Origin of the sequence: Azotobacter salinestris (genome assembly GCF_009363155.1) — a bacterium.
Taxonomy (GTDB): domain Bacteria; phylum Pseudomonadota; class Gammaproteobacteria; order Pseudomonadales; family Pseudomonadaceae; genus Azotobacter; species Azotobacter salinestris.
The window spans coordinates 3739966-3765116 of the sequence record NZ_CP045302.1 but is presented as its reverse complement, the minus strand read 5'-3'; the positions used below and the strand labels follow the sequence as shown (position 1 = coordinate 3765116).

Genomic DNA, 25151 nt, shown 5'->3' with positions numbered 1-25151 from the left:
AGCGGCTGTCTTGAAAGGCTGCTGCAGGCCCGCAGTTGGCCAGCGCCACGGCATCTCGCCAGGGGGCGCCTGCAGCGCACACAAGCGAAACAGGGATTGTTGAATGACTACATCGACACCGAGCAGTAACGTAGCGCCCTCCACGCCCCGCGCGGCCACCGGCAAGGTGCTCGTGGACAACAAGAGTGCCTACAGCCCCAACGACAACGACCGGAGCATCGAAGCCATGCTCGTGCAGCCCGACGGCAAGATCCTGCTGCTGGGCCTCAGCTTCTACGGTTCCGAGACCGTCATCCGGCTGAATGCCGACGGCACCCTCGACACCGATTTCGGCGCCCTCGGCAAGGTCTCCAGCGACTGGGGTAGCAGCCTGTCCCTGCAAGCCGACGGCCGTATCCTGGTGGCCGGGTTCAGCGCCGATCACGACTTCGCCGTGAGCCGCCTGAATACCGACGGCAGCCTCGACACCAGCTTCGGCGAGGGCGGCAAGGCCAACGTCGATTTCGACGGCGGAGGCTGGGCCCGTGTCGTGGTCGTGCAGCCCGACGGCAAGATCCTGCTGGCCGGCTCCGGCGACAACGACTTCGGCGTGATCCGCCTGAACGCCGACGGCAGCCTCGACAGCGGCTTCGGCGAGCTCAGCAGGGTCATCGTCGATATCGCCGGCGGCAAGGACCGGGTCGACAGCCTCGTCGTGCAGCCCGACGGCAAGATCCTGGTGTCAGGCTCCAGCTACAACCCCGCCAGCGGTGGCTGGGACTTCGGCGTGACGCGGCTGAATGCCGACGGCAGCCTCGACACCGGGTTCGGTGACCTCGGCAAGGTGATCGTCGATCTTGGCGTGACCCACGCGAGCGACGACAAGAGCTACGGTCTGTTCCTGCAAGACGATGGCAGGATTCTGGTCGCGGGCACTGGCTACTACGAGCACTACCTTACCCACAACAGCTACTACGACTACAGCTTCGGCGTGATCCGCCTGAATGCCGATGGCAGCCTCGACAGCGGTTTCGGCGACCAGGGCAGGGCCATCGTCGATCCCACGGGGGTCTACGATGCGAGGAGCGATGCCGTGGTACAGCCCGATGGCAAGATCCTGCTATTCGGCGGCGGCAGCTATGAGTACCAGAACACCATAACCCGGCTGAACGCCGATGGCAGCCTCGACACCGGCTTCGGTAACGACGGCTTTCTCACCTCCTCCTCCAGCGATGAGCGCTATTCCAGGCTCGCCGTCCAGTCCGACGGCAAGATCCTCCTGGCCGAAGGGCACTTCACCGCCGAATCGAGCACCCTGGAAGATGATGAGCCCTCGGGGGAGTGGGATTTCGGCGTGATCCGCATGAACGCCGACGGCAGTCGTGACCCGAATTTCGGCGACCTGGACGATGGCACCGTTCTCGTCGAGGGTGGCGACGGCAACGACGAGCTGATCGGCCGCCGTCACGCCGACATCGACGAACTGCTCCTCGGCAAGGGGGGCGATGACAGTCTGAACGGCGGGGGCAACGCCGCCTTCCTCGGCGGCGACGACATCCTCGACGGTGGCGCCGGGCGCGACAGCCTGACCGGCGGCGACGGCGCCGACCTGTTCCGTTTCTCGAATCGCGCGGACAGCTACCGTACCGCCAGCGAAGGCTTCGCCGACCGGGTTCACGACTTCGCCCCCGACGAGGATCGCATCGACCTCTCGACGCTCGGCTTCACCGGCCTGGGCGACGACCGCGACGGCACCCTGGCCGTGCAGGTGAGCGGCGAGCGCACCTACCTCAAGAGCTTCGAGGCGGATGCCGAAGGAAGGCGCTTCGAAGTGATCCTGGACGGCGACTTCGGCGGCCAGCTCGACGACGGCCAACTGATTTTCGCGCCGCAGCTCCTCGCAGGCAGCGCGGCCGGCGAGCACCTGAGCGGCACGCGGCTGGCCGAGATCCTCGGCGGCGCGGGCGGCGACGACCGCCTGCACGGCGCCGGCGGCGACGACCTGCTCGATGGCGGCGCCGGACGCGACCTGCTGATCGGCGGCAGCGGCGCCGATGTATTCCGCATCGCCAGCCGCGAGGACAGCTACCGCACCGCCGGCGAGAGCTTCGCCGACCGGATCCGCGACTTCGACCCCGACGAGGATCGCATCGACCTCTCGGCGCTCGGCTTCACCGGCCTGGGCGACGGCCGCGACGGCACCCTGGCCGTGCAGGTGGGCGGCGAGCGCACCTACCTCAAGAGCTTCGAGGCGGACGCCGAGGGACGGCGCTTCGAACTCGCCCTGGACGGCGATCTCGCCGGCCGGCTCGACAGCGGCAATCTGCTCTTCGCCGCCATGGCCCTTGCCGGCAGTGCGGCCGACGACCAGTTGATCGGCAGCGCGGCGCCGGAAATCCTCCGCGGCGCGGACGGCGACGACTACCTGCACGGCGGCGCCGGCGACGATCTGCTCGATAGCGGTGCCGGGCGCGATGTTCTGATCGGCGGCAGCGGCGCCGATCTGTTCCGCTTCGCGAGCCTCGAGGACAGCTACCGTACCGCCGGCGAGAGCTTCGCCGACCGGATCCGCGACTTCGAGACCGGTACAGACCGCATCGACCTCTCGGCGCTCGGCTTCACCGGCCTGGGCGACGGCCGCGACGGCACCCTGGCCGTGCAGGTGAGCGGCGAGCGCACCTACCTCAAGAGCTTCGAGACGGACGCCGCGGGACGGCGTTTCGAGATCGTTCTGGATGGCGACCATGGCGATCTTTCCGCCGAGGATTTTCTCTTCACCGCACCGATGGCTACGGCCATCGAGCTGACCGGTGTCGCGCAGCCCGAACAGGCTGGCTGAAGGGGGACTCCCATCCAACTGAAGGGGCGCCCGCCAGACAGCGGGCGCCTCTCGACCAACGGATCTGGAAATGACCAGGCAGTAGCAGGGAGCAAAGGCTCTGCAAGAGGACGAGGAGGATGCCAGGAGAGGAGTTGCCCTTGAACGCTCCGGGCCGGCTCGACTAGCCTGAAGGTGTGACGCCGGGCCCCTCTGACGGTCGTTGCCGCCATGTCGGAGTCACTGTCTGTACAACTTCGACTGGCAAGGAGGGGCTCATGGAAGCTCTCATGGCGTTCGCCACAATCCCCTTTCTCGGCACCGCCACCTGGCTGTGGCTGCTGTTCATCGGCATCGTCATCGCGCTGCTGGTCTTCGACCTCGGCGTGCTGCACCGCGACCACCACGAAATCGGCGTGCAGGAAAGCCTGCTGCTGTCCGCCGGCTACATCAGCGCCGGCCTGCTGTTCGGCCTGCTGGTCTGGCACTGGAAGGGCCTGGACGCGAGCCTGGAGTACTACACCGGCTTTCTGATCGAAAAATCGCTGTCGATGGACAACGTGTTCGTCATGGCGATGATCTTCGGCTATCTGGCGATTCCCCGCCGCTACCAGCACGAGGTGCTGTTCTGGGGCATTCTCGGGGTGATCGTGCTGCGTGCGCTGATGATCGGTCTGGGCGCCGCGCTGATCGCCGAGTTCCACTGGATTCTCTACCTGTTCGGCGTCTTCCTGCTGCTGACCGGCCTGCGGATGCTGTTCTCCCGAGTCGACGACGACCAGAACATGGAAAACAACCGGTTCGTCCAGTTCCTGCGCCACCGCCTGCGGGTGACCGACCGGCTGCACGACGGGCGCTTCATCGTCCGCCAGCCCAACGCCAGCGGCAGGCCCGTGCTCTGGGCCACGCCGCTCTTGCTGGCGCTGATTCTGATCGAGTGCGCCGACGTGGTCTTCGCGGTGGACAGCGTGCCGGCGATCTTCGCCATCACCCTGGACCCCTTCCTCGTCTACACCTCGAACATCTTCGCCGTCCTCGGCCTGCGCGCGCTGTACTTCGCCCTGGCGGCGCTGATCCACCGCTTCGCCTACCTGAAATACGCCCTGGCCCTGGTGCTGGTGTTCATCGGCGGCAAGATCCTCCTGGCCAGCGTCATCGGCAAGATCCCGGCCCCGGTATCGCTCGGCGTGACCTTCGGCCTGCTGCTCGGCGGCGTCCTGTTCTCACTGTGGAAAACCAGAAACCAGGCCGCGCTCGGGGAAAGCGACAAACAGCTCCACTGAAGGGCAAGGTGAACCTGTTCGACAACAAACCTACGTGTCGCTCGGCGAGCCCCGGCAGCTCCAGCGCTCTACCACGCGGGAGCCCTGGGAGGCCGGATGCCAGTCGACTCCGGCACGGGACAAGCCGACGGACCGGGCGGCTCGGTTGTCCGGCGGTCCGCTGCGGATCGCTCGCTCAGCTCGATTGGGCATTGCCGTCGTCCGGGACTTCGTCCAGCGCCTCCGCCTGCCCCGGCAACTCGGTAATCACACTGAAGTCGCTGACCTCGATGGCCCCCAGCCCGTAGCCGAGCAGATGGAAGGAGAACGCCTTGCGCGACTCCGGATTGTCGAAGCTGAAATCCATCTCCAGCGGCCGCTCGGGCGTGACCAGCATTTCCGTGGGAAGGCCCAGGGGCACGTCCTGCTCGAACTCCTTGGCCTTGAGCAGAATGTAGGCGTTCTGTTGCGGGTCCACGGAGCGCACGGTCAGGCGTACGCGGGTGTGCGATCCCTTGGGCATCTCCAGGTACTGGGCGCCGATGAGGTTGTCCGCCCAGTCGTCCCTGACTTGCGCCTGAAGCGGGATCCTGGCCGGGCTGCCGAACTGGTAGTGCCGGCTCAGCGGTGTCCGCAGCAGGGTGCGATCCAGCGCGGCGGCGCGCGAGGCGATCTGCCGCGCACGCTTGCCGCCATATCGGCCCAGCAGGGTCGCCTGCCCGGCGATGAAGCCCTCACTGGCGTAATACCGGCAGTGCTGCTGGAAATCGCACTCGGTCAGGGTGCCCCGCCCATCGTGATAGCGCAGCTTGCCGTTGGTGAACGACATGATCTCCCGCCCCGTTGCATAGTCGCGGAACAGCGAACGACCGCTCAGGGTCGCCGGCATCGGGAAGCCGAAGTAGTCGAGTAGCGAAGCGCTCAGATCGACATGTCCGTAGACCCCGGACTTCAGCCGGGGCAACTGCTCCTGCTCCGGCGCCAACACCAGGCTGAAGCCCCACGACGAGGCCAGGCGCACGCCGTCGATGCCATGGGATTCGTCCGAGGTGACGATGACCAGGGTATCCTTCAACACGCCCTGACGCTCCAGGCCGGCCAGGAATTGCCCGAGCGCATCGTCCAGGTAGGCCACCGCCGCCTGCTTGGGCGTGGCGTGGCGCTGCAGGTACTCCTCGGGCGCCGAATAGGGCTGGTGGGTGCCCACGCTCAGCAGCGTGAGCATCCAGGGCCGCTCCTGTTGCCGCAGCTGGCCGATGTAGTCCAGCGCGCCCTCGAAGAACGCCTTGTCATCCTTGCCCCACGGGAAATCCAGGTGCGACGGGTTGGTGAACCACTCCCGGCCCCGGGTGGCATCGAAGCCGATGTGCGGCATGATCCTGTCCTTGGCCATGAACCTGAGGCCCGCGCCCTGCAGGTAGTGCGTGGCGAACCCGTTCTTGCGTAGCTGGGCCGGCAGGCAGTCCTGGTTGCGGCGGGTCAGGGTCAGCATCTCGACGCCCTTGGGCGTGCCATTGTCGAGCTTGTCGTAATCGCCGCAGAGCATCGCGTACAGGCCGCGAATGGTCTGATGGCTGTGCAGCACATAGTCGGGCGTGTTCATGCCACGCTCGGCCCATGCACTCAGATTCGGCATCAGGTTTTCCCGATAGCGGCTGTGCAGGGCGTGCCGGTTCATCCCCACATAGGCGCCGGGAATGCCTTCGAGCACGACCAGCAGTACATTGCGGGCGCGTCCGGGGGCACGCAGCAGTTTTTGTCCATTCAGGTCGAGCCGGGTGAGGCCCGCCATCTGCGGCGGCAGATCGACGCTGTCGCCTTGCAGCCACTCTTCCGCTCGCGCCTGCCCCGCCCCGATGCCTGCCGCCAGCAGCTGATGCGGCAGGTTGAACAGCCGCCACTGATCGTCCTCGCCGGGCTGCAGGTACTGTGCGCCGCCGTGGGCCAGCAGGAGCAGCGCCGGCGCCAGCCAGGCATGCCGGGGCAAGCCTGCAGCGGGTCTGGAACGACCGGCCCCCTGGGCGATCAGCCAGATCGCCAGGCCGAGCGCCAGGGCGGCGGCCAGCCAGGGATGGGCAAAACCGCCACCGGTGGAGTTCTCCAGAAACTGCGGGTCGAGCAGGTAGTGGAGGTCCGCCACGCTCGGCAGCCTGCCGACTGCGCTGACCAGTTCGGCCGTGGCCAGCATCATCAGGCTCCACACCGACAACACCGGCAATGCCAGCCACCATGGACGCCGATACAGGAGCACGATCAGCAGGCTGGCGATGCCCAGGTCCGAGAGATAGCCGAGTGGATTGGACCACCCCTGGGCAAGGCGCAGGCCCAGAGGAACGACCAGCACCAGCCCGATCAAGGCGATGAGGGAAAAAAGGGGATGCTGCAAGCAGCGACGCATGAAGTTCACAAGAAATCTGCCAGCCATTGAATCGTCATAGAGGTTTGAGAAGCTGTGGGGCCAGGAAGCCATGCGGGCTCCCGGGCACGTCCCGAACACCGGTCGTCGTCCTGATTGATAACGGCCGTGGCTTCCTGCGTGCGACCTCTTGAAGAAATCCCGGACCTGCGTTCGATAGGCTCGTGGCTCTGCGGCGAGAGCCGGGCGACACCCTCTTCCTGCAGCGAATATCCCTGCCTCCCGGGCTGCCCTGGGGCGGCCGTCAAGCGGGGGCTGCACGGCACGCCGGTTCATCCAGGCTGCCGGGGCACTCCCTGGCGCTCCTGGATGAACCGGCGAAACGCGCCGCGGTTGGCGTGGAACGGGGTGCGAGCCCGACCGGGGGTCCGAATCGTCCGCGCCGAACGTCACGCGCTCGGCTGACGAGCCTCTCGCGGCGGGCCATTATCTCGATGTAAAAAGAGCGTGAACAAGCTCCGGACACCCGGAAAACCGGAGGCCGGACGACGCATTGCGCTTCGTCCGGCCTCCGGGAACAGCGGCGGGTTCAGGCCCGGCGGTCAGCCGGCGGCGCTCAGCTTGGTCAGGTTGGCATGCCAGACATCCAACTGCACCACATGCTCCGCCTCCTCGTCGGCGAACTCCGTGGCCATCGCCTTCACTTCCGGATCGGCGGTTTCGTCGGCGATCTTCTGGTAGTACTCGTGGCTGCGCTGCTCGCCGCGCATGGCCAGCGCCATGGCGCCGAGCACGTCGATGTCCGGGTCTACCGGGCCCCAGGCGGCCTCCGGGCTGGAGCCCTCGGGCCAGTCGTACTCGTCGGCCGCCAGCTTCGGCAGGTCGTGGAAGCCGCCGCGCTCCATGGCCTCGCGCTGGTGCAGACGGGAATAGTGGGACATCTGCTGGAAGAACTCCGCCACCTCGGCATTGCCGAGTTTCTGCATGGCTTCGGCCAGCTCGGCATAGCGGCGGGACGACTCCTTCTCCAGCTGGATGGCATGGGCAAGGAAACGCTGGATCTCGTTCACACCCCTCTCCTTGATCGATTGAAGGTGGATGAAAGCCGAAGCCACCACGACCCTCTCGGGCGACCGGGAGGCCTCACGGAAAGTGAGGATAATGCGGCAGGTTTCGCATTGCCGGCAACCGGCGATTTGCCGCGGCGGATGCTGCCCGTCGGGCGAAGCGCCCGGTAGACTCGAACGGACGATCGGAGAAACCGCCGCCGGAGGCGGCCGCCCATCCATCCAGCGGTAACGCCCCATGCAGATCGACGAAGAACTGACCTTCAAGAAGCTGGAAATCTTCCTGGCCTTCATGCGCAGCGGCAACCTGTCGCGCGCCGCCGCCGAGCTGGACACCAGCACGGTCAGCGTGCACCGCGCCCTGCACTCGCTGGAGAACGCCCTGCGCTGCCCGCTGTTCAGGCGCGAGGGGCGCAAGCTGACGCCCCTGGAGAGCGCCCATGTGCTGGAGGACCGCGCGCAGAAGCTGATCGCCGACATGCTCGACACCGTGCGCCTGACCCGCGAGGCGGCCGGCTTCTCCGCCGAGCGCTTCAAGCTCGGCGCGCTCTACTCGCTGACGGTGAAGACCGTGCCGCAGCTGATCATGGGCCTCAAGCTGCGGCGCAGCACGCTGAACATCGACCTGATCCTCGGCTCCAACATCGACCTGCTGTACAGGCTGAAGAACCTCGAGCTGGACGCCATCCTGGTCTCGCTCAACGACAGCGTGAACGATCCGGACTGCGAGTCGCTGCCGCTGTTTCGCGACGACATCTTCCTCGCCGTGCCGGTCGACTCGCCCTTCGCCAACCAGGCCGAGGTTGATCTGGCCGAGCTGCGCGAGGCCACCTTCATCACCCTGACCCAGGGCTTCGCCACCCACCAGGACGCGTTGCGCGTGTTCCGGCAGGCCGGCTTCGCGCCCCAGGTGGCGATGCAGGTCAACGACATCTTCACCCTGCTCAGCATGGTCAGCTCCGGGGTCGGCTACGCCCTGCTGCCGGGGCGCATCGCCGCGGTGTACGAGAACCGCGTGCGGCTGATCCCGCTCGAGGCGCGCTACCGGATGCAGCAGCAGATCGGCGTGGTGTTTTTGAAGAGCCGCGAGCGCGATCCCAACCTGCTCGCCCTGCTCGCCGAGTGCCGGATGTATGCCAAGCGGCGTGACGGCTGAACGCGGCCTCCAACCTGTGGGAGCGGCACCCTCGCCGCGAAAACCCGCTGGATCGCCAACGTCGATACGCAGCCCCCTCCGCGGGACTCCCACGCGGGAAGGTGGGAGCCATCGAATCTACGAAGTGGCCGGGCAAATGCCGTCCGCCGAGGGCCCCGAGGCGAAAAACATGGCCGCCTCGCGGCGGCCGAAAGTTGCGACGGTAACGGATGGAACAGGCGCTCAGCCGAACAGGCCGCGCATCATGAAGTACAGCAGCGACGGGCCGAGCAGGCAGCCGAGGGCGGTGTAGAAGGCCGCGGTCAGGCAGCCGTAGGCACCAGCTTCGGATCGGTGGCCGCCAGGCCGGCCGCCACGCCGCTGGAGGTGCCCATCAGGCCGCCGAAGATCACCGCCGAGCGCGGGCTGTTCAGCCCGATCAGCGGCGCGACGAAGGGCGTGGCCACCATCACCACCATGGCCTTGATCAGGCCGGCGGCGATCGACAGGGCCATCACCTCGGAACTGGCCCCCAGCGCCGCGCCGGTCACCGGGCCGACGATGTAGGTCACCGCGCCGGTGCCGATGGTGGTCAGGCTGACCGCATCGGTATAGCCGAAGGCGAAGGCCACGGCCGCGCCGGCGAAGAACGAGACGAAGACGCCGAGGACCAGGGCGATCACCCCGCTGACGCCGGCCTGCTTGAGCTCCTCCGGGTTGACGCCGAAGGCGGTGGCGATGATCGCGAAGTCGCGCAGCATGGCGCCGCCGAGGATGCCGATGCCGGACAGCAGCGGGATGTCCACCAGGCCCTTCTGGCCGCCGCTGTACAGCCCGCCGACATAGGACAGCACCAGGCCGAGGAGAATGGCGATGGCCGAACCGTGCAGACGCCCCCGGGTGAATTTCGCAGACAGCCAGTAGGACAGCCACATGGTCGCGCCGATTACCGCGAAGCCGCTGATCAGGCCGTAGCCGTTGAGCACCTTGGTCAAGGATTCGATGATCATGGCGCTTACCTCTGCACGCTGGCGGTGGCCTGGGCGGCACTGCCCGGCTCATGCGGCTTTTTTTCGGCGGCGGCGTCCGGGCGACCGAGCTTGTCCAGCACCGGCACCATGGCGAAGCTCAGGCTGACCGCGGCGAGGCCGGCGAGGATCGCCACCGGACCGCTGTCCAGCGCGCCGACCACGTTCTGCTGGGCGGCCATGGCGACCACGATGGGGATGTAGATGGCGCTCCAGAACTCGATGCCCTGCTCGGTCTTGCCGGCGAGCAGGCCGCGCTTGCTCAGGTAGCCGCCGCCGAAGATCAGCAGGATCATGGCGATGCCGACACCGCCGACATTGGAGGGAACGCCGAGGAGCACGCCGAGCAGGTCGCCGACGAACAGGCCGGCCAGGGTGCAGATGGAGAGCAAAGCAACACCGTAGATGATCATTGTTATTGTCCTGTCTGGAAAAATATTGTTCTTGTCGTGCAGGCAGTGGCGGTCAACGGTCGAGGCAGCCCTCCTCGCGCAGCAGCGCGTCCAGCGTGTCGAGGCGGGCGCCCTGGAAGGCGACCACGGCGCCCTGGCGGATCACCCGCCGCGCCAGGCCGCTGAGCACCGTGCCGGGCGACAGCTCGACGTGCAGGCGCACGCCACGCTCGTAGGCATTGCGCAGGGTACCCCGCCAGTCGACCACGCGGCACATGTTGAAGGTCAGGTCGTCGCGCAGCGCCTCGGGATCCAGCACCAGACGCGCCGAGCTGCCGCTCAGGTAGCGCAGCGCCGGGCGGCGCAGCGTCACCCCGGCGAAGGCCTCGGCCAGTTGCGCCGCCGGCTCGGCCAGCAGCGCGCAGTGCGAGGGCACGCTGACCGCCAGGCGCCGCGCCGCGCCGGCGCCGATGCCGCGGGCCAGCTCGCCGACCGCGGCCATGGCCGCCTCGCTGCCGGCGATCACCAGCTGGTTGTCGGCGTTGACATTGGCCAGGAACACCGGGCTGTCCGGGCCGTTGACCCGCGCCAGCAAGGGCTCCAGTTCGGCGATGCCGAGGCCCATGATGGCGGTCATGCCATAACCGCCCGGCCAGGCCCGCTCCATCAGCTCGCCGCGCAGGGCCACCAGACGCGCCGCATCGGCCAGCTCCAGCGCGCCGCCGACCACCGCCGCCGGGTAGGCGCCGATCGACAGCCCGGCGACGTAGTCCGGTCGCGCGCCGCGCGCCAGCAGCAGCCGGGCGCTGGCGACCCCGGCGAGCAGCAGGCAGAGCTGCACGGCGCGGGTGGACGCCAAAGCCTCGGCGCTGTCCAGCGCCCGCACGTCCTCGCCCAGCGCGTCGCTGGCCTCCTCCAGACAGGCCCGCACCAGGGGTTCGTCCGGCAACTGGTGGAGCATGCCCGGCTGCTGGGCGCCCTGGCCGGGAAAGGCGAACAGACTGCTCATGCCGCCACCTCCCGCCAGGGATCGCCGACCAGCCGCGCGCCATTGCCGGCCTTGAGCAGCACCCGCGCCGCGGCGCTCGCCCACTCGCGCAGGGCGACGGCGCCGGCCGGGGTTTCCAGCTGCAGGTCGACCCGGCACGGCAGCTGCTCCAGCCGCTCCATGAGGGCCTGCGCCTGCCGGCGCTGCAGCGGCCGGGGCACGCGCAGCAGCAGGTCGAGATCGCTGCCCTCGTTCAGCACCGTCACGCCGGTGGCCAGCTGGTAACCGGCGCCGCCGGTCACCCCCCAGGCCAGTCCGTGCTGGCGGCACAGCGCATCCAGTTGCGGCTGCAGCAGGGCCAGGGCGCGCAGCGGCGCGCAGAGGCCTTCCCGTTCCCCGCCGCCGGTCAGTTGCTCCGGCGGCACGCAGCGGCGGACCGCCGTCCGCGGCATCCAGGTGGCGTGACGCCGCTCGCGCCCCTGCCCGCGCACACCCACGGCGATCCAGCCGTCGCGCGCCGGTGCGCGGCGCACCACCACCGGCAGGCCGGCGGCGAGCACCGCGCGGGCCCAGTCCGGCGCACCGGCCTCCAGCCAGTCGGCGCCCGCGCCCCAGAGCAGGTCGTGGGGCCGGGGCAATCCGCCCGCCCCGTGATGCATCGTCGCTTCGCCCATGGCAGCCACCCCGCGGCCTACCACTGCGCGCGCAGCAGCTCGCGCACCCGGCGCGAGGCGGCGCGGTTGGCCGCGCCGAGGCGGCCGCGCAGATCGCTGCCGGTGGCACGGATGTCGGCCTCGGCCTGTTCCAGGCAGGCCCGTACGCGTGCCAGATCCTCCGCGCCCGGCTGCTCGATGCGCTCCACCGACAGGCTTTCCCAGAGCAGGCCGAGGGAGGCGTAGCTGTCGAGGTCGTAGGCCATCGGCGGCACCCTGGCGGCGAAGGCTTCCAGCTCGTCGACCGTGCGCAGGGTGACCCGCGCGGCGGACTCCTTGCCCATGGCGTGAACCATCACCCCCGGATCGCGCAGGGCGACGATGCGGTTGGCCTGGTAGCCGTGGGCGAGGAAGGCACCGGACATGGCCTTGCCGACCAAAAGGGCGATCACCGGATGCCCGGCCAGACGGGCGCGGGCGTAGCCGTCCACCGCGCCGGCCAGCGCCTGATGGATGCCGAGAGCCTCCTCGCGGCGGCCGTAGGCCTGGCTGGGCACGTCGACCACGGCGACCACCGGGCGCTTGACCGGCGCGTCGCGATCGGCGGCGATCACCTCGTCCAGCGCGCGGCCCAGGCTCCAGCCTTCGAGCAGGCCGACCTCGCCGCTGCGGGCACGCGGAAAGCGGTTGTCCGCATCCGGCACCACGGCGAGGTAACGGGCCGGGCGGCCGGCCAGCGGAGCATCGACCACCTTCAGCGAGGCCGGGTAGCCCGGCTGCCCGGCGGCATTGCCGGTGAGGGCGCGCAACCAGTTCAGGCCGCGTTGCGAGAGGACGGTGCTCATGCCTGGTCTCCTTGGTAGAGGGCGCGCACGGCGTCGGCTTGCGGCGCGGAGTCATAGCGGCCGAGCAGGTCGAGGAAGCGCGGATACTGGCGGCTGCGCGGCAGGGCGTCGCCGGGCCGTTCGAGAATGCCCAGCAGCCGTTCGCGGATGGCCTGCGCGTCGTCGGCGACGTAGGCGTCGACCAGCCCGCAGGCGAAGCGCTGCTCGCCGCCGGTCAGGCTCCAGATGAACGGACGGTCGCGCGAGTCGTACTCCTCGAGGCCGGCCTCCTGCTCGATCACCTGCGGGCCGTTGAGGCCCAGGCGCGCCTCGCGGGTGACCAGCAGGTGGCTGCAGAGCGCGGCGGCGATCGACATGCCGCCGAAGCAGCCCACCGGGCCGGCGATGACGCCGATCACCGGCTGGTACTGGCGCAGCTCGACGATGGCCGCCTGCACCTCGGCGATGGCGGCGAGGCCCAGGTTGGCCTCCTGCAGGCGCACGCCGCCGGTCTCCAGCAGCAGCACGGCACAGGTCGGGATGCCCTGGCGGTTGTCCTCGGCGGCCAGCTCCAGGGCGCCGGCGATCTTCGCGCCGCCCACCTCGCCGAGGCTGCCGCCCTGGAAGCCGCCCTCGATGGCGGCGAGCACCGCCGGGCGCCCGCCGAGGCTGCCCTTGGCCACTACCACGCCGTCGTCGGCCTGGGCGACGATGCCCTGGCCCTCCAGCCAGGGCGACTTGAGCCGGGCGAAGGGGTCGAGCAGCTCGCGCAGGCTGCCCGGGTCCAGGAGTGCCCTGGCGCGCTGGCGGGCGCCCAGTTCGACGAAGCTGCGGCTGTGCAGCAGTGCATTCAGGTCAGACATCGCTCAGTTCCTCCAGCGCCTGTTCCAGGCGCAGGCGCACCACACCGGGGGTGGCGCCGAAATCGTGAATATCGACGTTCAGGGCCGGCGGGTTGCTACCGGCGAACATGCGCTCGAACAGGTGGCGCCAGCGCTCGGCGCTGCCGTTCACCGAGGTGACCACCTGGATGCTCAGGCGACCGGCCGGGCCGGGCTCGAGCAGCACCTCCAGGTCGCCGGAGCCGACGCAGCCCACCTGGGCCCGCTGACGGGCCGGCTGGCCGGCGGGAAATTCGAAGGACAGGGTTTCCATATTCACAGGCTCCCAATCGGCGCCCCGAGCATCGGCTCCAGGCGGTCGAGGAATAAGGTGGCGGCGAGCAGATCGGCGGCGCCGCCGGGCGAGGCGTTGAGGGCCAGCAGGTCGTGCTCCAGCGCCTTGAGGCAGCGGCGACCGGCCAGCGTGGCGCTGCCACCGGCATCGAGCACCGCGCGGGCGCCGTGCTGCATGCAGGCCAATCCTTCCAGGCCGGCGCGGTGCAGCACGCAGGTATCTTCGAGCTGCGCCATGATCGCCAGCAGCGCATCCAGCTGCGCGTGGTTCTCGTCGAAGCCGGCTGCGCGGCTGCGCCGGAGCTGCGGCAGGCCGTGCTGGAGCGCGCCGGGGAAGCCGCACCGGGCCTCTTCCCGCGCGCCGCGCACGCCATAGCGCTGGCGCACGCGCTCGCCGTGGCTGGGCGCCTGCGCCGGCCTCTGCCGGTCCTCCAGCCAGGCCAGCCGCGCGGCGCGCAGGCTCACCTGCTCCGCTGATCCTTGCTGCGGTTCGAGCGCGGCGGCGGTGACCAAGAGGCCGAGTGCCCAAATCGCGCCGCGGTGGGTGTTGACCCCACCGGTGACCGCCAGCATCCGCGCCTCGCCCTCGCGGCCGAGCCGGCCGATGGTTTCGCGCAGGGGCAGGCCGAGTTCGGCGTCGCCGGCCTCGGCCATGGCGTGGAAGGCCGGCCACAGCGCGCGCGCCGAGGCGTGCATCAGCTTCAGGTCGAGGTCGCGGTGCGCGCCGCTGCCACGGCGGTCGACCAGCGCCGGCTTGGGCGACAGGTCGGCCTCGTCGATCAGCGCCTGCACGGCGAGGTCGGCGAGCCGCTCGGCCAGGCTCGGGCGCAGTCTTGCTGCAATGAATGCGCTCATCACCAGCTCCTGAACTTGGCGGGCGGGTTATAGAGGCCGCCGGACCAGTCGACCAGCTCGGCGATGCTCTTGGCGGCGAGCAGCTCGCGGCTGGCGTCGGTGCGGCGGATGCCCAGATCCTCCGGCAGGGCGATCAGCCCTTCGCGGCGCATGCGCTCGGTGTCCTTCGGATCGTGGCGCAGGCCGATGGCGGTGACGCCGGCCACCGCGGCGATCATCGCCCGACGCTCCTCCAGGCTGCGCGCCTTATACAGGTAGGCGATGCCCTCCTCGGTGAGCAGGTGGGTGACGTCGTCGCCGTAGATCATCACCGGCGCCAGCGGCATGCCGACCTTCTTCGCCACCTCCACCGCGTCGAGCTGCTCGACGAAGGTGGGTTTGCCGCCCTCCTGGTAGGTCTCGACCATCTGCACCACCAGCTTCCTGCCGCGCTCGAGCAGGGTCTCAGGCGTGGTCATGTCCAGCCAGGCGGGAGTGGCATGGCGGCGGCCGCGCGGGTCATGGCCCATGTTCGGCGCGCCGCCGAAGCCGGCCAGGCGGCCGCGGGTGACGGTCGAGGAATGGCCGTCGCCGTCCACCTGCAGGGTGGCGCCGATGAACAGGTCGACCGCGTACTGGCCGGCCAGCTGGCACATCATGCGGTTGGAGCGCAAGGAGCCGTCGCGGCCGGTGAAGAACACGTCCGGGCGCGCCGCCACGTAGTTCTCCATGCCCAGCTCAGTGCCGAAGCAGTGCACGCTCTCGACCCAGCCGGTCTCGATGGCCGGGATCAGTGTCGGGTGCGGGTTGAGGGTCCAGTTGCGGCAGATCTTGCCCTTGAGGCCCAGGCGCTCGCCGTAGGTGGGCAGGATCAGCTCGATGGCCGCGGTGTTGAAGCCGATGCCGTGGTTGAGCGACTGGACCTTGTGCTTCTCGTAGATGCCGCGGATCGCCATCATCGCCATCAAGACGTGCACCGGCTTGATGTGGCGCGGGTCGCGGGTGAACAGCGGCTCGATGTAGAACGGCTTGTCGGCCACCACCACGAAGTCGACCCAGGAGGCCGGGATGTCCACGCGCGGCAGGTCGCGCGGATCCTCGACGATCTCGTTGACCTGGACGATGACGATGCCGTCGGCGAAGGCGGTCGGCTCGACCAGCGCCGGGGTGTCCTCGGTGCTCGGCCCGCTGTAGATGTTGCCCTCGCGGTCGGCCATGAAGCCGGCGACCAGCGCGACATTGGGGATCAGGTCCACCACCAGGCGCGAGTACAGCTCGATATAGGTGTGGATGGCGCCGACCTCGAGCAGGCCGTCCTCCAGCAGCTGGCCGATGCGCAGGCTCTGCGGGCCGGCGAAGGAGAAGTCCAGCCGGCGGGCGATGCCGCGCTCGAACAGGTCGAGGTGCTCGGCGCGGCTGACGCTGGGCATGATCATGTGCAGATCGTGCAGCTTGCCGGGATCGGCCCTGGCCAGCGAGCGGGAGAGGAAATCCGCCTGCTTCTGGTTGTTGCCTTCCAGCACCACGCGATCGCCGGGGGCGATCAGTGCTTCCAGGGCGTCGACGATCCTGTCGCTCGGCAGGACCACGCCGTCGGCGAGATTGCGCACCTGCTCGAGCCGGCGCTGCTTCTCGCTGCGCCGACGCGACCACTGCGGCGGGGGGGAAATTGTTGTTGTCATGCTTGCTCCACGGGTTCCGCTGTCGTGGCCTCACGGTAGGCGGCGGCCGGGGAGCGTTCAATCAAGCTGGCCGGTCGTTCATTACTCTGAAGTTAACGATCGAACGGATTTCCTCCTGGCAAGAACCGAGTGGCATCCGTCATACCTTGGTCTGGTCTGAGGCTTGGGTACGGTTGTACAAAGAGGGACACTGCTATAAGTTCCCAGCAGGTGTTCGGTGGCGCGGCGTCCCTCCTAACTGGTCAGGTACCCGGATGCTGCGCCGCTGGACCCACTCCCTCCGACTGCGCGAGTCCCCCATGAGTGCGTCCCTGGCTCCCATCCTGATCACCGGCGCCAGCCAGCGCATCGGCCTGTACTGCGCCGAGCGCCTGCTCGACGAGGGCCAGCCGGTGATCGCCACCTTCCGCAGCGAACGTCCGGGCCTCGAACGGCTGCGCGAGCGCGGCGCGCTGACCCTGCACGCGGACTTCGCCGACGAGGCCGGCATCCTCGCCTTCATCGGCCAGCTCAAGGCGCGCACCGACCGCCTGCGCGCCATCGTCCACAACGCCTCGGAATGGCTGAACGAAGCGCCCGGCGAGGAAGCGCAGACCTTCCAGCGCCTGTTCAGCGTGCACATGCTGGCGCCCTACCTGATCAACCTGCACTGCGCCGAGCTGCTGGAGCGCTCGAGCCCGGCGGACATCGTGCACATCGGCGACGACGTCACCCGCAAGGGCAGCGCCGCGCACATCGCCTACAGCGCCAGCAAGGCCGGCCTGGACAACCTCACCCTGTCCTTCGCCGCGCGCCTGGCGCCGCGCGTCAAGGTCAACGGCATCGCCCCGGCACTGATCCTCTTCAAGCCCGCGGACGACGCCGAGTACCGCGCCAGGACCCTGGCCAAGTCCGCCCTCGGCATCGAGCCGGGCGCCGAGGCGGTCTACCTCGGCCTGCGCTATCTGTTGGACAATCCCTATGTCACCGGCACCACGCTGACGGTCAACGGCGGCCGCCACCTCAAGTGAGTGCCCCACTTCCGCAACCGACAGGACGGAGCAATACGCTATGCCGCGACTGGAACCAGGCATGGCGCGGATTCGGGTCAAGGACCTGCGTCTGCGCACCCACATCGGCATCAAGGAGGAGGAAATCCTCAACAAGCAGGACGTGCTGATCAACCTCACCGTGCTCTACCCCGCCGTGGATGCCGTGCGCGACAACGTCATCGACCAGGCGCTGAACTACCGCACCCTGACCAAGGCGATCATCCGCCACGTGGAGGAAAACCGCTTCGCCCTGCTCGAGCGCCTGACCCAGGAGATCCTCGACCTGGTGATGAGCTACGCGAGCGTGCACTACGCCGAGGTGGAGGTGGACAAGCCCCACGCCCTGCGCTTCGCCGAGTCGGTCTCCATCACCCTCGCCGCCCATCGCGGAGCCTGAGCGCAGCCCGCCCGGGCGCGCTGGTGGGGGCCGCCGGTGCCCAGTATGATCGCGCTCGGCGGCCGTCTCGCCGACCGTCTACTTTCTACCTCTACCGACGACCGTCAGCCGGGGAACCACGATGACCGAAGAACAACGCATCGAACTCGAAGCCGCCGCCTTCCGCCGCCTGGTCCAGCACCTGCGCAGCCGGCCGGACGTGCAGAACATCGACCTGATGAACCTTGCCGGCTTCTGTCGCAACTGCATGTGGAAATGGCTGAAGGCCGCCGCCGACGACCTCTCCATCGAACTCAGCGTCGAACAGGCGCGCGAGGAGATCTACGGCATGCCGTACGAAGAGTGGAAGAGCAAATACCAGAAAGAGGCCAGCCCCGAGCAGTTGGCGGCCTTCGAGAAGAGCAGCAGGAAATGACCGACCTGAACGATTTCCGTGCCCGCCTGCGCAGCGGGGAACACGTCTTCGCCGACACCCTGGCCTTCATCGCCGGGCACTACGACTACCGGCCGAGTGCCTTCGCCAACGGGCCGGTGGAGAACGCCGCGGGCCAGAACGAAGGCTCCTGCAAGACCCTGGGCCTGGCGCTGCTGGAGGGCTTCGGCGACGAGGAGGCCCTGCTGGCCTTCGGCGAGCACTACCGCGCCGTGCTGGCCGATCCCGAAGGCAGCGACCACGGCAACATCCGCGCGCTCATGCGGACCGGCCTGGCCGGCGTGCGCTTCGAAAGCCAGCCGCTCGGCCGCAGGGGCTGAGCCGGGCCGGATGAGAGCCGGGGGCGAACGCCCCCGGAAACCGCCGGGTTACTGCAGGGTCTTGCCCTGGTATTCGCCGTTGAGGGTGTTGAGGAAGGCGACGATCTTGCCGACCTCGTCCTCCGACAGCTTCACGCCGACCTGGTACTCGGCCATCTTGTCGACCGCCTCTTCCAGGGTTCTGGCGCTGGCGTCGTGGAAATAGGGTGCGGTCAGCGCGACGTTGCGCAGGGTCGGCACCTTGAAGCGGTACATGTCCTTCGGATCCCTGGTCACGTTGTAACGGCCGTGGTCCACCTCGCTGACGTTGCCGCGGTCGGCAAAGTAATCCTTCTTCACCCCCATCAGCTCGAAGGACTGGCCACCCATCGCCTCGCCCACGTGGCAGGTCGCGCACTTGGCAGTCTTGAACAGCTCGTAGCCCTCCTTCTCGACGCTGCTCAGCGCGTCGCTCCGGCCCTTGAGGAACAGGTCGAAGCGGCTGTTCGGCGTGACCAGGGTCTTCTCGAACTCGGCGATGGCGTCGGTGATGCTGTCCGCGCTGATGCCGGCCGGATAGAGGGCGGCGAACTCGGCGCTCAGCGCGGCGTCCTGCGTCAGCTTGCCGACGATCTGCTGCCAGGAGGTCGAGGCCATCTCCAGCGGGTTCATCGGCGGGCCACCGGCCTGCTCCTGCAGGTCGGCCGCGCGGCCATCCCAGAACTGGTGCAGGTTGAAGACCGAGTTGAACACCGTCGGCGAGTTGATCGGGCCCTTGGCACCGCCGACCCCGACCGATACGTCCAGACGGTCCACCCCGCCCTTGTCCAGGGCATGGCAGCTGGCGCAGGAGACGGTATCGTCGGCGGACAGGCGGGTATCGTGGTAGAGCTTCTCGCCCAGCGCGACCTTGGCCGGGTCCACCGGGAAGGTGCTGGTGATCGGCTTCACCGCGTCGTACTTGTAGGCGTCGGCGACCACGCCGGCCGGACTCTGCTTCAGGCGCTCGGCCTTCACCCAGTCGAGCAACACGCCCTTCTCCTCGTCGGACAGCCGGGAACGCCAGTGCATGCTCAGGTAGAGGTTCGGCGGCATGGCGTTGTCCTGCATCACCGACTCGATCTTGGCCAGGTCCACTTCCGACACCGCCTTGCCCTGCTGCACGTTGGCCAGCAGCGACTCGATGTTGAACTGGCGCTGGGCCATTTCGATGTCCTTGTCCATCAGCTGCTTGGCAACCGGCAAGCTGGCATAGAACGGCAGCTCGCTGCTGCTGGTGTGGCAGTACTGGCAGCCGTTGCCGTTCAGCACCTTGAAAGCCTCGCTCGTCAGCTTGTCCATGCCGTCCAGCCGGGCGCTGACCAGGTGCTGGTCGCTGAGGCGGGCGTCGAAGCGGTCGACGATGAAGACGGTGGCCAGGTAGCCGGCGACGCAAGCGCCGACGACAAGGGGTAGCTTTTTCACGGATCTTCCTTTGCAAGGGTTGGGTAAACGGCGGACAGCCGACGGCACGCCGGCCAGAAGGCGCGAGGCCCCGGCCATCGGCTGGATCACAAATCGGATGGGCGGCACCTTAGCGCTTCCACCCTTGGCGGAGGAAATGCTTAAAGCCAATACCCTTCATAAGAGGAAGCTATCTTGATATCGGACCAGACGCCTTATGCACTATAGGAAATAAAGACCTGAAAAAAGGCGATAAGAAAGGAAAGGCGCGGGAAGAAGAGAAGAAAGACCGAGGTACCGCCCTCCCCGCAGCCGGCGGCCCTGATGGCCGTCGTTGCAGGAGGGGGAGAATAAAACGGCCCGGGCGGTGTGCGCTGCAAAGCCCCCGCCGCAAGGCCTGAACAGAGAAATAAAAGGGGGCCGCCAGCCAAGGGGAAGACTTCAAGGAGAGCGGGGGCCCCGACAACTGTTTGTCGAGCAAGTCTCGAATCGTTAGGTTGCACATTACCTGCCGTGACGTGCGCACGGAAATTTTCAAAATCAATCTGCCTCATAGGCAAGTTCTATCAGAGTCCGGATAGCGCTTTTCCTGGTTCGGCAAAGCCGGTAAGGTCGGCGCGAATCTGCTTCCGGAGCCCCCCATGCCCCCGTCCGTCCTGTCTGGCCCGCACTATCTGCGCGAAGGCCTGAAACTGGTTCTCAGCCCCGGCCTGCGCCTTTTCGTCCTGCTGCCGCTGACGGTCAACCTGCTGCTCTTCGTCGGACTGATCACCCTTGCGGTACGCCAGTTCGAACGCTGGGTCGACGCCCTGATGCCCAGCCTGCCGCAGTGGCTGGCCTTCCTCGACTACCTGCTGTGGCCGCTGTTCGTCGCTCTGGTGGTGCTGATGGTGTTCTTCACCTTCACCCTGCTGGCGACGATCATCGCCGCCCCCTTCAACGGCTTCCTGGCGGAGAAGGTGGAGGTGGTGGTGCGCGGCGATGACCATTTCCCGCCCTTCCACTGGCGCGAACTGGCCGCCCTGGCGCCGCGCACTTTCAGCCGCGAGTGGCGCAAGCTGTCCTATCTGCTGCCGCGGGCGCTGTTTCTGCTGATCCTGTCCTTCATTCCCGTGCTCAACCTGCTCGCCCCGCCGCTCTGGCTGCTGTTCGGCGTGTGGATGATGGCCGTGCAGTACATCGACTACCCGGCCGACAACAACAGGCTGTCCTGGGAAGAGATGCTCGCCTGGCTGCGCGCCCGCCGCTGGCAGAGCCTGAGCTTCGGCGGCATCACCTATGCCGCGCTGCTGGTGCCCGGCCTGAACCTTCTGGTGATGCCCGCCGCGGTGGCCGGCGCCACGCTGTTCTGGGTGCGCGAAGGCGGCGTGCCGGTGGTCGGCAAGGCCGCTTGACGAGGCGCCACGACGCCGTGACGAGCGCCCCGCCCGAAGCGGGACGCAAGGCGCTCGTCGCTCGACTCCGGCAGCCGCTGCCGGCTGTTGAGCCCTAAAGCAGCCTGTCCAGCGTGATCGGCAGCTCCCGGACCCGCTTGCCGGTGGCATGGTGGATGGCGTTGGCCACCGCGGCCGCGACACCGACGATGCCGATCTCGCCGACGCCCTTGGAGCCCAGGTCGTTGACGATCTCGTCCCGCTCCTCGACGAAGATCACCTCGATGTCGCCGATGTCGGCATTCACCGGCACGTGGTACTCGGCCAGGTTGTGGTTCATGTAGCGGCCGAGGTGGTGGTCGATCAGGGTTTCCTCGTGCAGCGCCATGCCGATGCCCCAGACCACCCCGCCGACGATCTGGCTGGTCGCGGTCTTCGGGTTGACGATGCGCCCGGCGGCGATGGCGCTGACCACCCGGCTGACCTCCACGGTGCCCAGGGCTTCGTCCACCTTCACCTCGACGAACACCGCCGCGTGGGTCGCCAGCGCATAGGCCTTGCGCTTGCCGTCCGCCCTGGCGCTCGCCTCCGCCTCCAGTGCGCCGCTGACTTGCACGATCTGCGCAAGCTCGACGCTGGTGTGCGGGGCGTCTTTCAGGCGCATCCGCCCGTCGACGAACTCCACGTCCTCGAGGCCGACAGCGCTGAAAGGCGATGCCGGCGATTGCTGCGCGACGTCCAAGAGCTTCTGGCGCAGCGCCTCGCAAGCGCGCTGCACCGCGGTGCCCACCGAGGATACGGTGGCCGAGCCACCCTCCAGCGGCGCCCTGGACAGGCGGGAATCGCCCAGGCGGAACTCCACCCGGCCCACCGGCAGGCCCATGGCCGCCGCGGCGATCTGGGTCATCACCGTGTAGGTGCCGGTACCGATGTCGGCGGTGGCGCTGCCGACCACCAGCCGGCCGTCCGGCTCCAGGCAGGCCTTGGCGCTGGCGGGCATCTGCAGGGCCTCCCAGATGCCGGTGGCCATGCCCCAGCCCACCAGCCGATCGCCTTCGCGCAGGCTGCGCGGCTGCGGCGGCCGGCGCGACCAGCCGAAGCGCTCGGCACCCTGCGCGTAGCATTCGCGCAGGGCCTTGCTGGAGAAGGGCTTGTCCTCGTTCTGGTCGCGCTCGGCGTAGTTCTTCAGGCGCAGCTGCAGCGGGTCGATGCCCGCCGCGCAGGCCAGCTCGTCGATCGCGCACTCGAGCGCGTACAGCCCCAGCGCGGCGCCGGGCGCGCGCATGTCCAGCGGCGTGAATACGTCCAAAGGCACCAGCCGATAGTCGAAGCGGACATTGGGGCACTGGTAGAGCATCCCCGACCACTTGACGACGTGCTCGGTGAAGTCCTCGAAGCGGGAGGTCTGGCCGATCGCCTGGTGCGTCAGGGCCTGCAGCTGGCCGTCCGCCGCGGCGCCGAGGGAGATCCTCTGCAGGGTGCGCGGGCGATAGCCGAAGGTGAACATCTGCTGGCGGGTGAGCGCCACCCGTACCGAGCGCCCGAGCCTGAGCGCGGCCATGACCGCCAGCGGCAGCTGATACTGCGGGCGCAGCCCCGAGCCGAAGGCCCCGCCGACGAAGGGCGAGAGCACGCGGACTCGCCCCTCCAGGCCGAACACCTTCTCGACGTACTGCTGGCAGTTCTGCACGCCCTGGGTCTTGTCGTGGATCTCCAGGCGACCGTCCGCCAGGTAGTGCACGGTGGAGGCATGGGGCTCCAGCGGGTTGTGGTGCTCCACCGGCGACAGGTAGTCGAGATCCAGGCGCAGCACGGCCCCTCGCAAGGCCTCCTCCACATCGCCACGCGGCTTCGGCAGCTCGCCGGGCGCGGCATGGGCGCGCTCCAGGCCGTCCATGAGGTCGGTGTCGGGCGCCTCTTCGGCGTAACGGATCTGCAGCAGGCTGCCGGCGTAGCGGGCCAGCTCCGGATCGTCCGCCACCACCAGCGCCACGGGCTGGCCGCTCCAGTGAATGCGCTCGTTGAACAACGGACGATAGGCTCGCCCCTCTGCCGAGTCCTGGTCTTCATAGGCCTCGTCGTAGCCGGCGACCGGCGGGCGATTCTCGTGGGTCAGCACCAGGCGTACGCCGGGCACCGCTTCGGCGGCGCGGCTGTCGATGGCGAGGATACGTCCGCGGGCGATGCGGCTGGTGACCACGCTGCCATGCAACAGTCCGGGCTCCTGGAATTCGCCGGCATAGCGGGCTCGGCCGGTGACCTTGAGGGGGCCGTCGACCCGGTCGAGCGGCTGGCCGAGCGGCGAGTTCGACGCTGAAGGCAGGGTGTTCATCGGGCGGCTCCTCGGGCGGCGTCGCTCAGGGCCCGGACGATGGCGCGGCGGGCCAGTTCGATCTTGAAGGCGTTGTGGGCAAGGCCCTGTGCACCCGCCAGCAGTTCCTCGGCGGCGGCCCCGAAGGCTTGTGCGTCGGCACGCCTGCCGACCAGCGCCTGTTCGGCGGCGGCCTTGCGCCACGGCTTGTGCGCCACGCCGCCGAGGGCCAGGCGGGCCACCCGCACGCTGTCGCCGTCCAGCTCCAGCGCCGCGGCGACCGAAACCAGGGCAAAGGCGTAGGAAGCCCGGTCGCGGACCTTGAGATAGGCGCTGTGCCCGGCAAAGCCCTGCGGCGGCAGCTCGATGGCGGTGATCAGCTCGCCCGCGGTCAGGGTGTTGTCGCGCTCCGGTTCATCGCCCGGCAGACGATGGAAATCCTCGAAGGCGATGCGGCGCTCGCCCTGCGGCCCCCTGACCAGCACCGCGGCCTCGAGCGCGGCGAGGGCAACGCACATGTCCGAAGGATGGACCGCCACGCAGGCCTCGCTGGCGCCGAGGATGGCATGGATGCGGTTGAGCCCGTCCCGTGCCGGACAGCCGCTGCCCGGCGCGCGCTTGTTGCAGGGCGTGTCGCGGTCGTAGAAGTAGTAGCAGCGGGTGCGCTGCAGCAGGTTGCCCCCGGTGGTCGCCATGTTGCGCAGCTGCGGCGAGGCGCCGGCGAGGATGGCCTGGGACAGCAGCGGATAGCGCCGGCGGATTTCGGGGTGCCAGGCGAGATCGGCATTGCTCACCAGGGCGCCGATGCGCAGCCCGCCCTCGGCGGTTTCCTCGATGCCGCCCAACGGCAGCCGGGTGATGTCGATCAGGCGGGCCGGGCGGACCAGGTTCTCCTTCATCAGGTCCAGGAGGTTGGTACCGCCGGCGATGTACTGGCTATCCGGGCCGGACAGGCGGATCGCCTCGTCGATATCCCCGGGGCGGGCGTAGTCGAAAGGGTTCATGGCTGCTCCCCTCCCCCATCCGCCAGCACCTCCTCGATGGCGGCGAGGATGTGGGGATAGGCGCCGCAGCGGCAGAGATTGCCGCTCATCTGCTCGCGGATGTCGGCGGCGGTCCGGGCATGCCCTTCCTCGAGCAGTCCCACGGCCGAGCAGATCTGCCCGGGCGTGCAGTAACCGCACTGGAAGGCGTCGTGCCGGATGAACGCCGCCTGCATCGGGTGCAGTTCGTCGCCTTCGGCCAGGCCCTCGATGGTGGTCAGCTTCGCCCCGTCGTGCATCACCGCCAGGGTCAGGCAGGCGTTGATCCGCCGGCCATCGAGCAATACGGTACAGGCACCGCACTGGCCGTGGTCGCAGCCCTTCTTGGTGCCGGTCAGGCCGAGCTGCTCGCGCAGCAGGTCGAGCAGGGTGGTCCAGGGCAGAACCTCGAGCCGGTGGGGCTGGCCATTCAGCTCGAGGGTGATCGGGCAGGCGGCGCTGCCGCTCGCGTTCGCAGAACTGTCGCTCATGGCAGCCTCACGGGTCGGACATGGAGATACGGGGTTCGTGCGTTACGGGGTACGACTGCCGGCGGCGGACAAATGTTCAGTCGCTCGGGCGGGAGGATCGGGAAACGGCAGCGGATGGCCCGGCGGGGCCGGCACAGGGGAGATGCAAGCCTTGCGGC

22 protein-coding genes and 1 pseudogene are annotated in these 25151 nt (G+C 68.6%); 8 read left to right on the top strand and 15 right to left on the bottom strand.

Annotated features, from left to right (window positions below; genetic code table 11):
• Positions 1-103 precede the first annotated feature (103 nt).
• Both GCU53_RS26585 and GCU53_RS17630 read left to right on the top strand, forming a co-directional pair.
• A complete protein-coding gene (locus GCU53_RS26585; protein WP_152388752.1) occupies positions 104-2818 on the top strand; it encodes a M10 family metallopeptidase C-terminal domain-containing protein in 2715 nt (904 codons plus the stop codon).
• A gap of 257 nt (positions 2819-3075) precedes the next feature.
• Positions 3076-4080 carry a TerC family protein gene (locus tag GCU53_RS17630; RefSeq protein ID WP_152388751.1) on the top strand — a complete coding sequence of 335 codons (1005 nt, stop codon included), beginning with the start codon at positions 3076-3078 and terminating at the stop codon, positions 4078-4080.
• Positions 4081-4255: 175 nt separating this feature from the next.
• Here the strand turns inward: GCU53_RS17630 and GCU53_RS17625 are convergent, their stop codons facing one another.
• Together GCU53_RS17625 and GCU53_RS17620 are read right to left on the bottom strand one after the other, a co-directional pair.
• Positions 4256-6484, bottom strand: coding sequence for an LTA synthase family protein (locus GCU53_RS17625; RefSeq protein ID WP_208845305.1), 2229 nt, complete (start codon positions 6482-6484; stop codon positions 4256-4258).
• 533 nt (positions 6485-7017) lie between these two features.
• Entirely contained in the window at positions 7018-7485 is a 468-nt protein-coding gene (locus GCU53_RS17620; protein WP_152388749.1) for a ferritin-like domain-containing protein, read from the bottom strand.
• 235 nt (positions 7486-7720) lie between these two features.
• On the opposite strand from GCU53_RS17620, the gene GCU53_RS17615 reads away from it, so the two are divergent.
• Positions 7721-8638, top strand: coding sequence for a LysR family transcriptional regulator (locus GCU53_RS17615; RefSeq protein WP_152388748.1), 918 nt, complete (start codon positions 7721-7723; stop codon positions 8636-8638).
• Between the two features lie 222 nt (positions 8639-8860).
• Here GCU53_RS17615 and madM read toward each other — a convergent pair.
• The 9 genes and pseudogenes from madM to mdcA all read right to left on the bottom strand — a co-directional run bounded on the left by madM (position 8861) and on the right by mdcA (position 16193).
• Positions 8861-9624: pseudogene (madM, locus tag GCU53_RS17610) on the bottom strand (malonate transporter subunit MadM).
• 8 nt (positions 9625-9632) lie between these two features.
• On the bottom strand, positions 9633-10058 hold the full coding sequence (gene madL / locus GCU53_RS17605) for a malonate transporter subunit MadL (protein ID WP_152388747.1): 426 nt from the start codon (positions 10056-10058) through the stop codon (positions 9633-9635).
• Positions 10059-10110: 52 nt separating this feature from the next.
• Positions 10111-11046: a malonate decarboxylase subunit epsilon gene (gene mdcH, locus GCU53_RS17600; RefSeq protein ID WP_152388746.1), complete on the bottom strand. Its 936-nt coding sequence runs from the start codon at positions 11044-11046 to the stop codon at positions 10111-10113.
• On the bottom strand, positions 11043-11684 hold the full coding sequence (locus GCU53_RS17595) for a malonate decarboxylase holo-ACP synthase (RefSeq protein ID WP_152389949.1): 642 nt from the start codon (positions 11682-11684) through the stop codon (positions 11043-11045). Before GCU53_RS17595 ends, mdcH begins: the two co-directional genes overlap by 4 nt.
• 32 nt (positions 11685-11716) lie before the next feature.
• Positions 11717-12523, bottom strand: a complete 807-nt coding sequence (gene mdcE / locus GCU53_RS17590) for a biotin-independent malonate decarboxylase subunit gamma (RefSeq protein WP_152388745.1) — start codon at positions 12521-12523, stop codon at positions 11717-11719.
• Entirely contained in the window at positions 12520-13365 is an 846-nt protein-coding gene (locus GCU53_RS17585) for a biotin-independent malonate decarboxylase subunit beta (protein ID WP_152388744.1), read from the bottom strand. The genes mdcE and GCU53_RS17585 overlap by 4 nt, the downstream gene beginning before the upstream one ends.
• Positions 13358-13657: a malonate decarboxylase subunit delta gene (locus GCU53_RS17580; protein ID WP_131254851.1), complete on the bottom strand. Its 300-nt coding sequence runs from the start codon at positions 13655-13657 to the stop codon at positions 13358-13360. The genes GCU53_RS17585 and GCU53_RS17580 overlap by 8 nt, the downstream gene beginning before the upstream one ends.
• 2 nt (positions 13658-13659) lie before the next feature.
• Positions 13660-14532 (bottom strand): triphosphoribosyl-dephospho-CoA synthase, encoded by an 873-nt coding sequence (locus GCU53_RS17575; RefSeq protein ID WP_152388743.1) that lies wholly within the window; start codon positions 14530-14532, stop codon positions 13660-13662.
• Entirely contained in the window at positions 14532-16193 is a 1662-nt protein-coding gene (gene mdcA / locus GCU53_RS17570) for a malonate decarboxylase subunit alpha (protein ID WP_152388742.1), read from the bottom strand. Before mdcA ends, GCU53_RS17575 begins: the two co-directional genes overlap by 1 nt.
• 299 nt (positions 16194-16492) lie before the next feature.
• Here mdcA and folM point away from each other — a divergent pair, with 299 nt between their 5' ends.
• From folM to GCU53_RS17550, 4 genes are all read left to right on the top strand, one after another.
• Positions 16493-17203: a dihydromonapterin reductase gene (gene folM / locus GCU53_RS17565; RefSeq protein ID WP_208845303.1), complete on the top strand. Its 711-nt coding sequence runs from the start codon at positions 16493-16495 to the stop codon at positions 17201-17203.
• 40 nt (positions 17204-17243) lie between these two features.
• On the top strand, positions 17244-17621 hold the full coding sequence (folX, locus tag GCU53_RS17560) for a dihydroneopterin triphosphate 2'-epimerase (RefSeq protein WP_152388740.1): 378 nt from the start codon (positions 17244-17246) through the stop codon (positions 17619-17621).
• 121 nt (positions 17622-17742) lie between these two features.
• Positions 17743-18036, top strand: a complete 294-nt coding sequence (locus tag GCU53_RS17555) for a DUF1244 domain-containing protein (RefSeq protein ID WP_152388739.1) — start codon at positions 17743-17745, stop codon at positions 18034-18036.
• Positions 18033-18374 (top strand): HopJ type III effector protein, encoded by a 342-nt coding sequence (locus GCU53_RS17550; protein WP_152388738.1) that lies wholly within the window; start codon positions 18033-18035, stop codon positions 18372-18374. The genes GCU53_RS17555 and GCU53_RS17550 overlap by 4 nt, the downstream gene beginning before the upstream one ends.
• A gap of 48 nt (positions 18375-18422) precedes the next feature.
• On the opposite strand, the gene GCU53_RS17545 is transcribed toward GCU53_RS17550, so the two are convergent.
• A complete protein-coding gene (locus GCU53_RS17545; protein WP_152388737.1) occupies positions 18423-19817 on the bottom strand; it encodes a cytochrome c peroxidase in 1395 nt (464 codons plus the stop codon).
• A gap of 620 nt (positions 19818-20437) precedes the next feature.
• Here GCU53_RS17545 and cysZ point away from each other — a divergent pair.
• Entirely contained in the window at positions 20438-21190 is a 753-nt protein-coding gene (cysZ, locus tag GCU53_RS17535; RefSeq protein WP_152388735.1) for a sulfate transporter CysZ, read from the top strand.
• 94 nt (positions 21191-21284) lie between these two features.
• On the opposite strand, the gene GCU53_RS17530 is transcribed toward cysZ, so the two are convergent.
• Genes GCU53_RS17530 through GCU53_RS17520 form a run of 3 tightly spaced genes read right to left on the bottom strand, consistent with a single transcriptional unit; the run spans position 21285 to position 24993 of the window.
• Positions 21285-23501 carry a xanthine dehydrogenase family protein molybdopterin-binding subunit gene (locus tag GCU53_RS17530; protein WP_152388734.1) on the bottom strand — a complete coding sequence of 739 codons (2217 nt, stop codon included), beginning with the start codon at positions 23499-23501 and terminating at the stop codon, positions 21285-21287.
• Positions 23498-24484: an FAD binding domain-containing protein gene (locus GCU53_RS17525; RefSeq protein ID WP_152388733.1), complete on the bottom strand. Its 987-nt coding sequence runs from the start codon at positions 24482-24484 to the stop codon at positions 23498-23500. Before GCU53_RS17525 ends, GCU53_RS17530 begins: the two co-directional genes overlap by 4 nt.
• On the bottom strand, positions 24481-24993 hold the full coding sequence (locus tag GCU53_RS17520; RefSeq protein WP_152388732.1) for a (2Fe-2S)-binding protein: 513 nt from the start codon (positions 24991-24993) through the stop codon (positions 24481-24483). Before GCU53_RS17520 ends, GCU53_RS17525 begins: the two co-directional genes overlap by 4 nt.
• Positions 24994-25151 lie beyond the last annotated feature (158 nt).

Excerpts from the sequence above, each read along its gene's own strand:
- GCU53_RS26585 (WP_152388752.1), top strand. The coding sequence starts at position 104 with ATGACTACATCGACACCGAGCAGTAACGTAGCGCCCTCCACGCCCCGC.
- GCU53_RS17630 (WP_152388751.1), top strand. The coding sequence starts at position 3,076 with ATGGAAGCTCTCATGGCGTTCGCCACAATCCCCTTTCTCGGCACCGCC.
- GCU53_RS17625 (WP_208845305.1), bottom strand. The coding sequence starts at position 6,484 with ATGGCTGGCAGATTTCTTGTGAACTTCATGCGTCGCTGCTTGCAGCAT.
- GCU53_RS17615 (WP_152388748.1), top strand. The coding sequence starts at position 7,721 with ATGCAGATCGACGAAGAACTGACCTTCAAGAAGCTGGAAATCTTCCTG.
- madL (WP_152388747.1), bottom strand. The coding sequence starts at position 10,058 with ATGATCATCTACGGTGTTGCTTTGCTCTCCATCTGCACCCTGGCCGGC.
- mdcH (WP_152388746.1), bottom strand. The coding sequence starts at position 11,046 with ATGAGCAGTCTGTTCGCCTTTCCCGGCCAGGGCGCCCAGCAGCCGGGC.
- GCU53_RS17595 (WP_152389949.1), bottom strand. The coding sequence starts at position 11,684 with ATGCATCACGGGGCGGGCGGATTGCCCCGGCCCCACGACCTGCTCTGG.
- mdcE (WP_152388745.1), bottom strand. The coding sequence starts at position 12,523 with ATGAGCACCGTCCTCTCGCAACGCGGCCTGAACTGGTTGCGCGCCCTC.
- GCU53_RS17585 (WP_152388744.1), bottom strand. The coding sequence starts at position 13,365 with ATGTCTGACCTGAATGCACTGCTGCACAGCCGCAGCTTCGTCGAACTG.
- GCU53_RS17580 (WP_131254851.1), bottom strand. The coding sequence starts at position 13,657 with ATGGAAACCCTGTCCTTCGAATTTCCCGCCGGCCAGCCGGCCCGTCAG.
- GCU53_RS17575 (WP_152388743.1), bottom strand. The coding sequence starts at position 14,532 with ATGAGCGCATTCATTGCAGCAAGACTGCGCCCGAGCCTGGCCGAGCGG.
- mdcA (WP_152388742.1), bottom strand. The coding sequence starts at position 16,193 with ATGACAACAACAATTTCCCCCCCGCCGCAGTGGTCGCGTCGGCGCAGC.
- folM (WP_208845303.1), top strand. The coding sequence starts at position 16,493 with ATGAGTGCGTCCCTGGCTCCCATCCTGATCACCGGCGCCAGCCAGCGC.
- folX (WP_152388740.1), top strand. The coding sequence starts at position 17,244 with ATGCCGCGACTGGAACCAGGCATGGCGCGGATTCGGGTCAAGGACCTG.
- GCU53_RS17555 (WP_152388739.1), top strand. The coding sequence starts at position 17,743 with ATGACCGAAGAACAACGCATCGAACTCGAAGCCGCCGCCTTCCGCCGC.
- GCU53_RS17550 (WP_152388738.1), top strand. The coding sequence starts at position 18,033 with ATGACCGACCTGAACGATTTCCGTGCCCGCCTGCGCAGCGGGGAACAC.
- cysZ (WP_152388735.1), top strand. The coding sequence starts at position 20,438 with ATGCCCCCGTCCGTCCTGTCTGGCCCGCACTATCTGCGCGAAGGCCTG.
- GCU53_RS17530 (WP_152388734.1), bottom strand. The coding sequence starts at position 23,501 with ATGAACACCCTGCCTTCAGCGTCGAACTCGCCGCTCGGCCAGCCGCTC.
- GCU53_RS17525 (WP_152388733.1), bottom strand. The coding sequence starts at position 24,484 with ATGAACCCTTTCGACTACGCCCGCCCCGGGGATATCGACGAGGCGATC.
- GCU53_RS17520 (WP_152388732.1), bottom strand. The coding sequence starts at position 24,993 with ATGAGCGACAGTTCTGCGAACGCGAGCGGCAGCGCCGCCTGCCCGATC.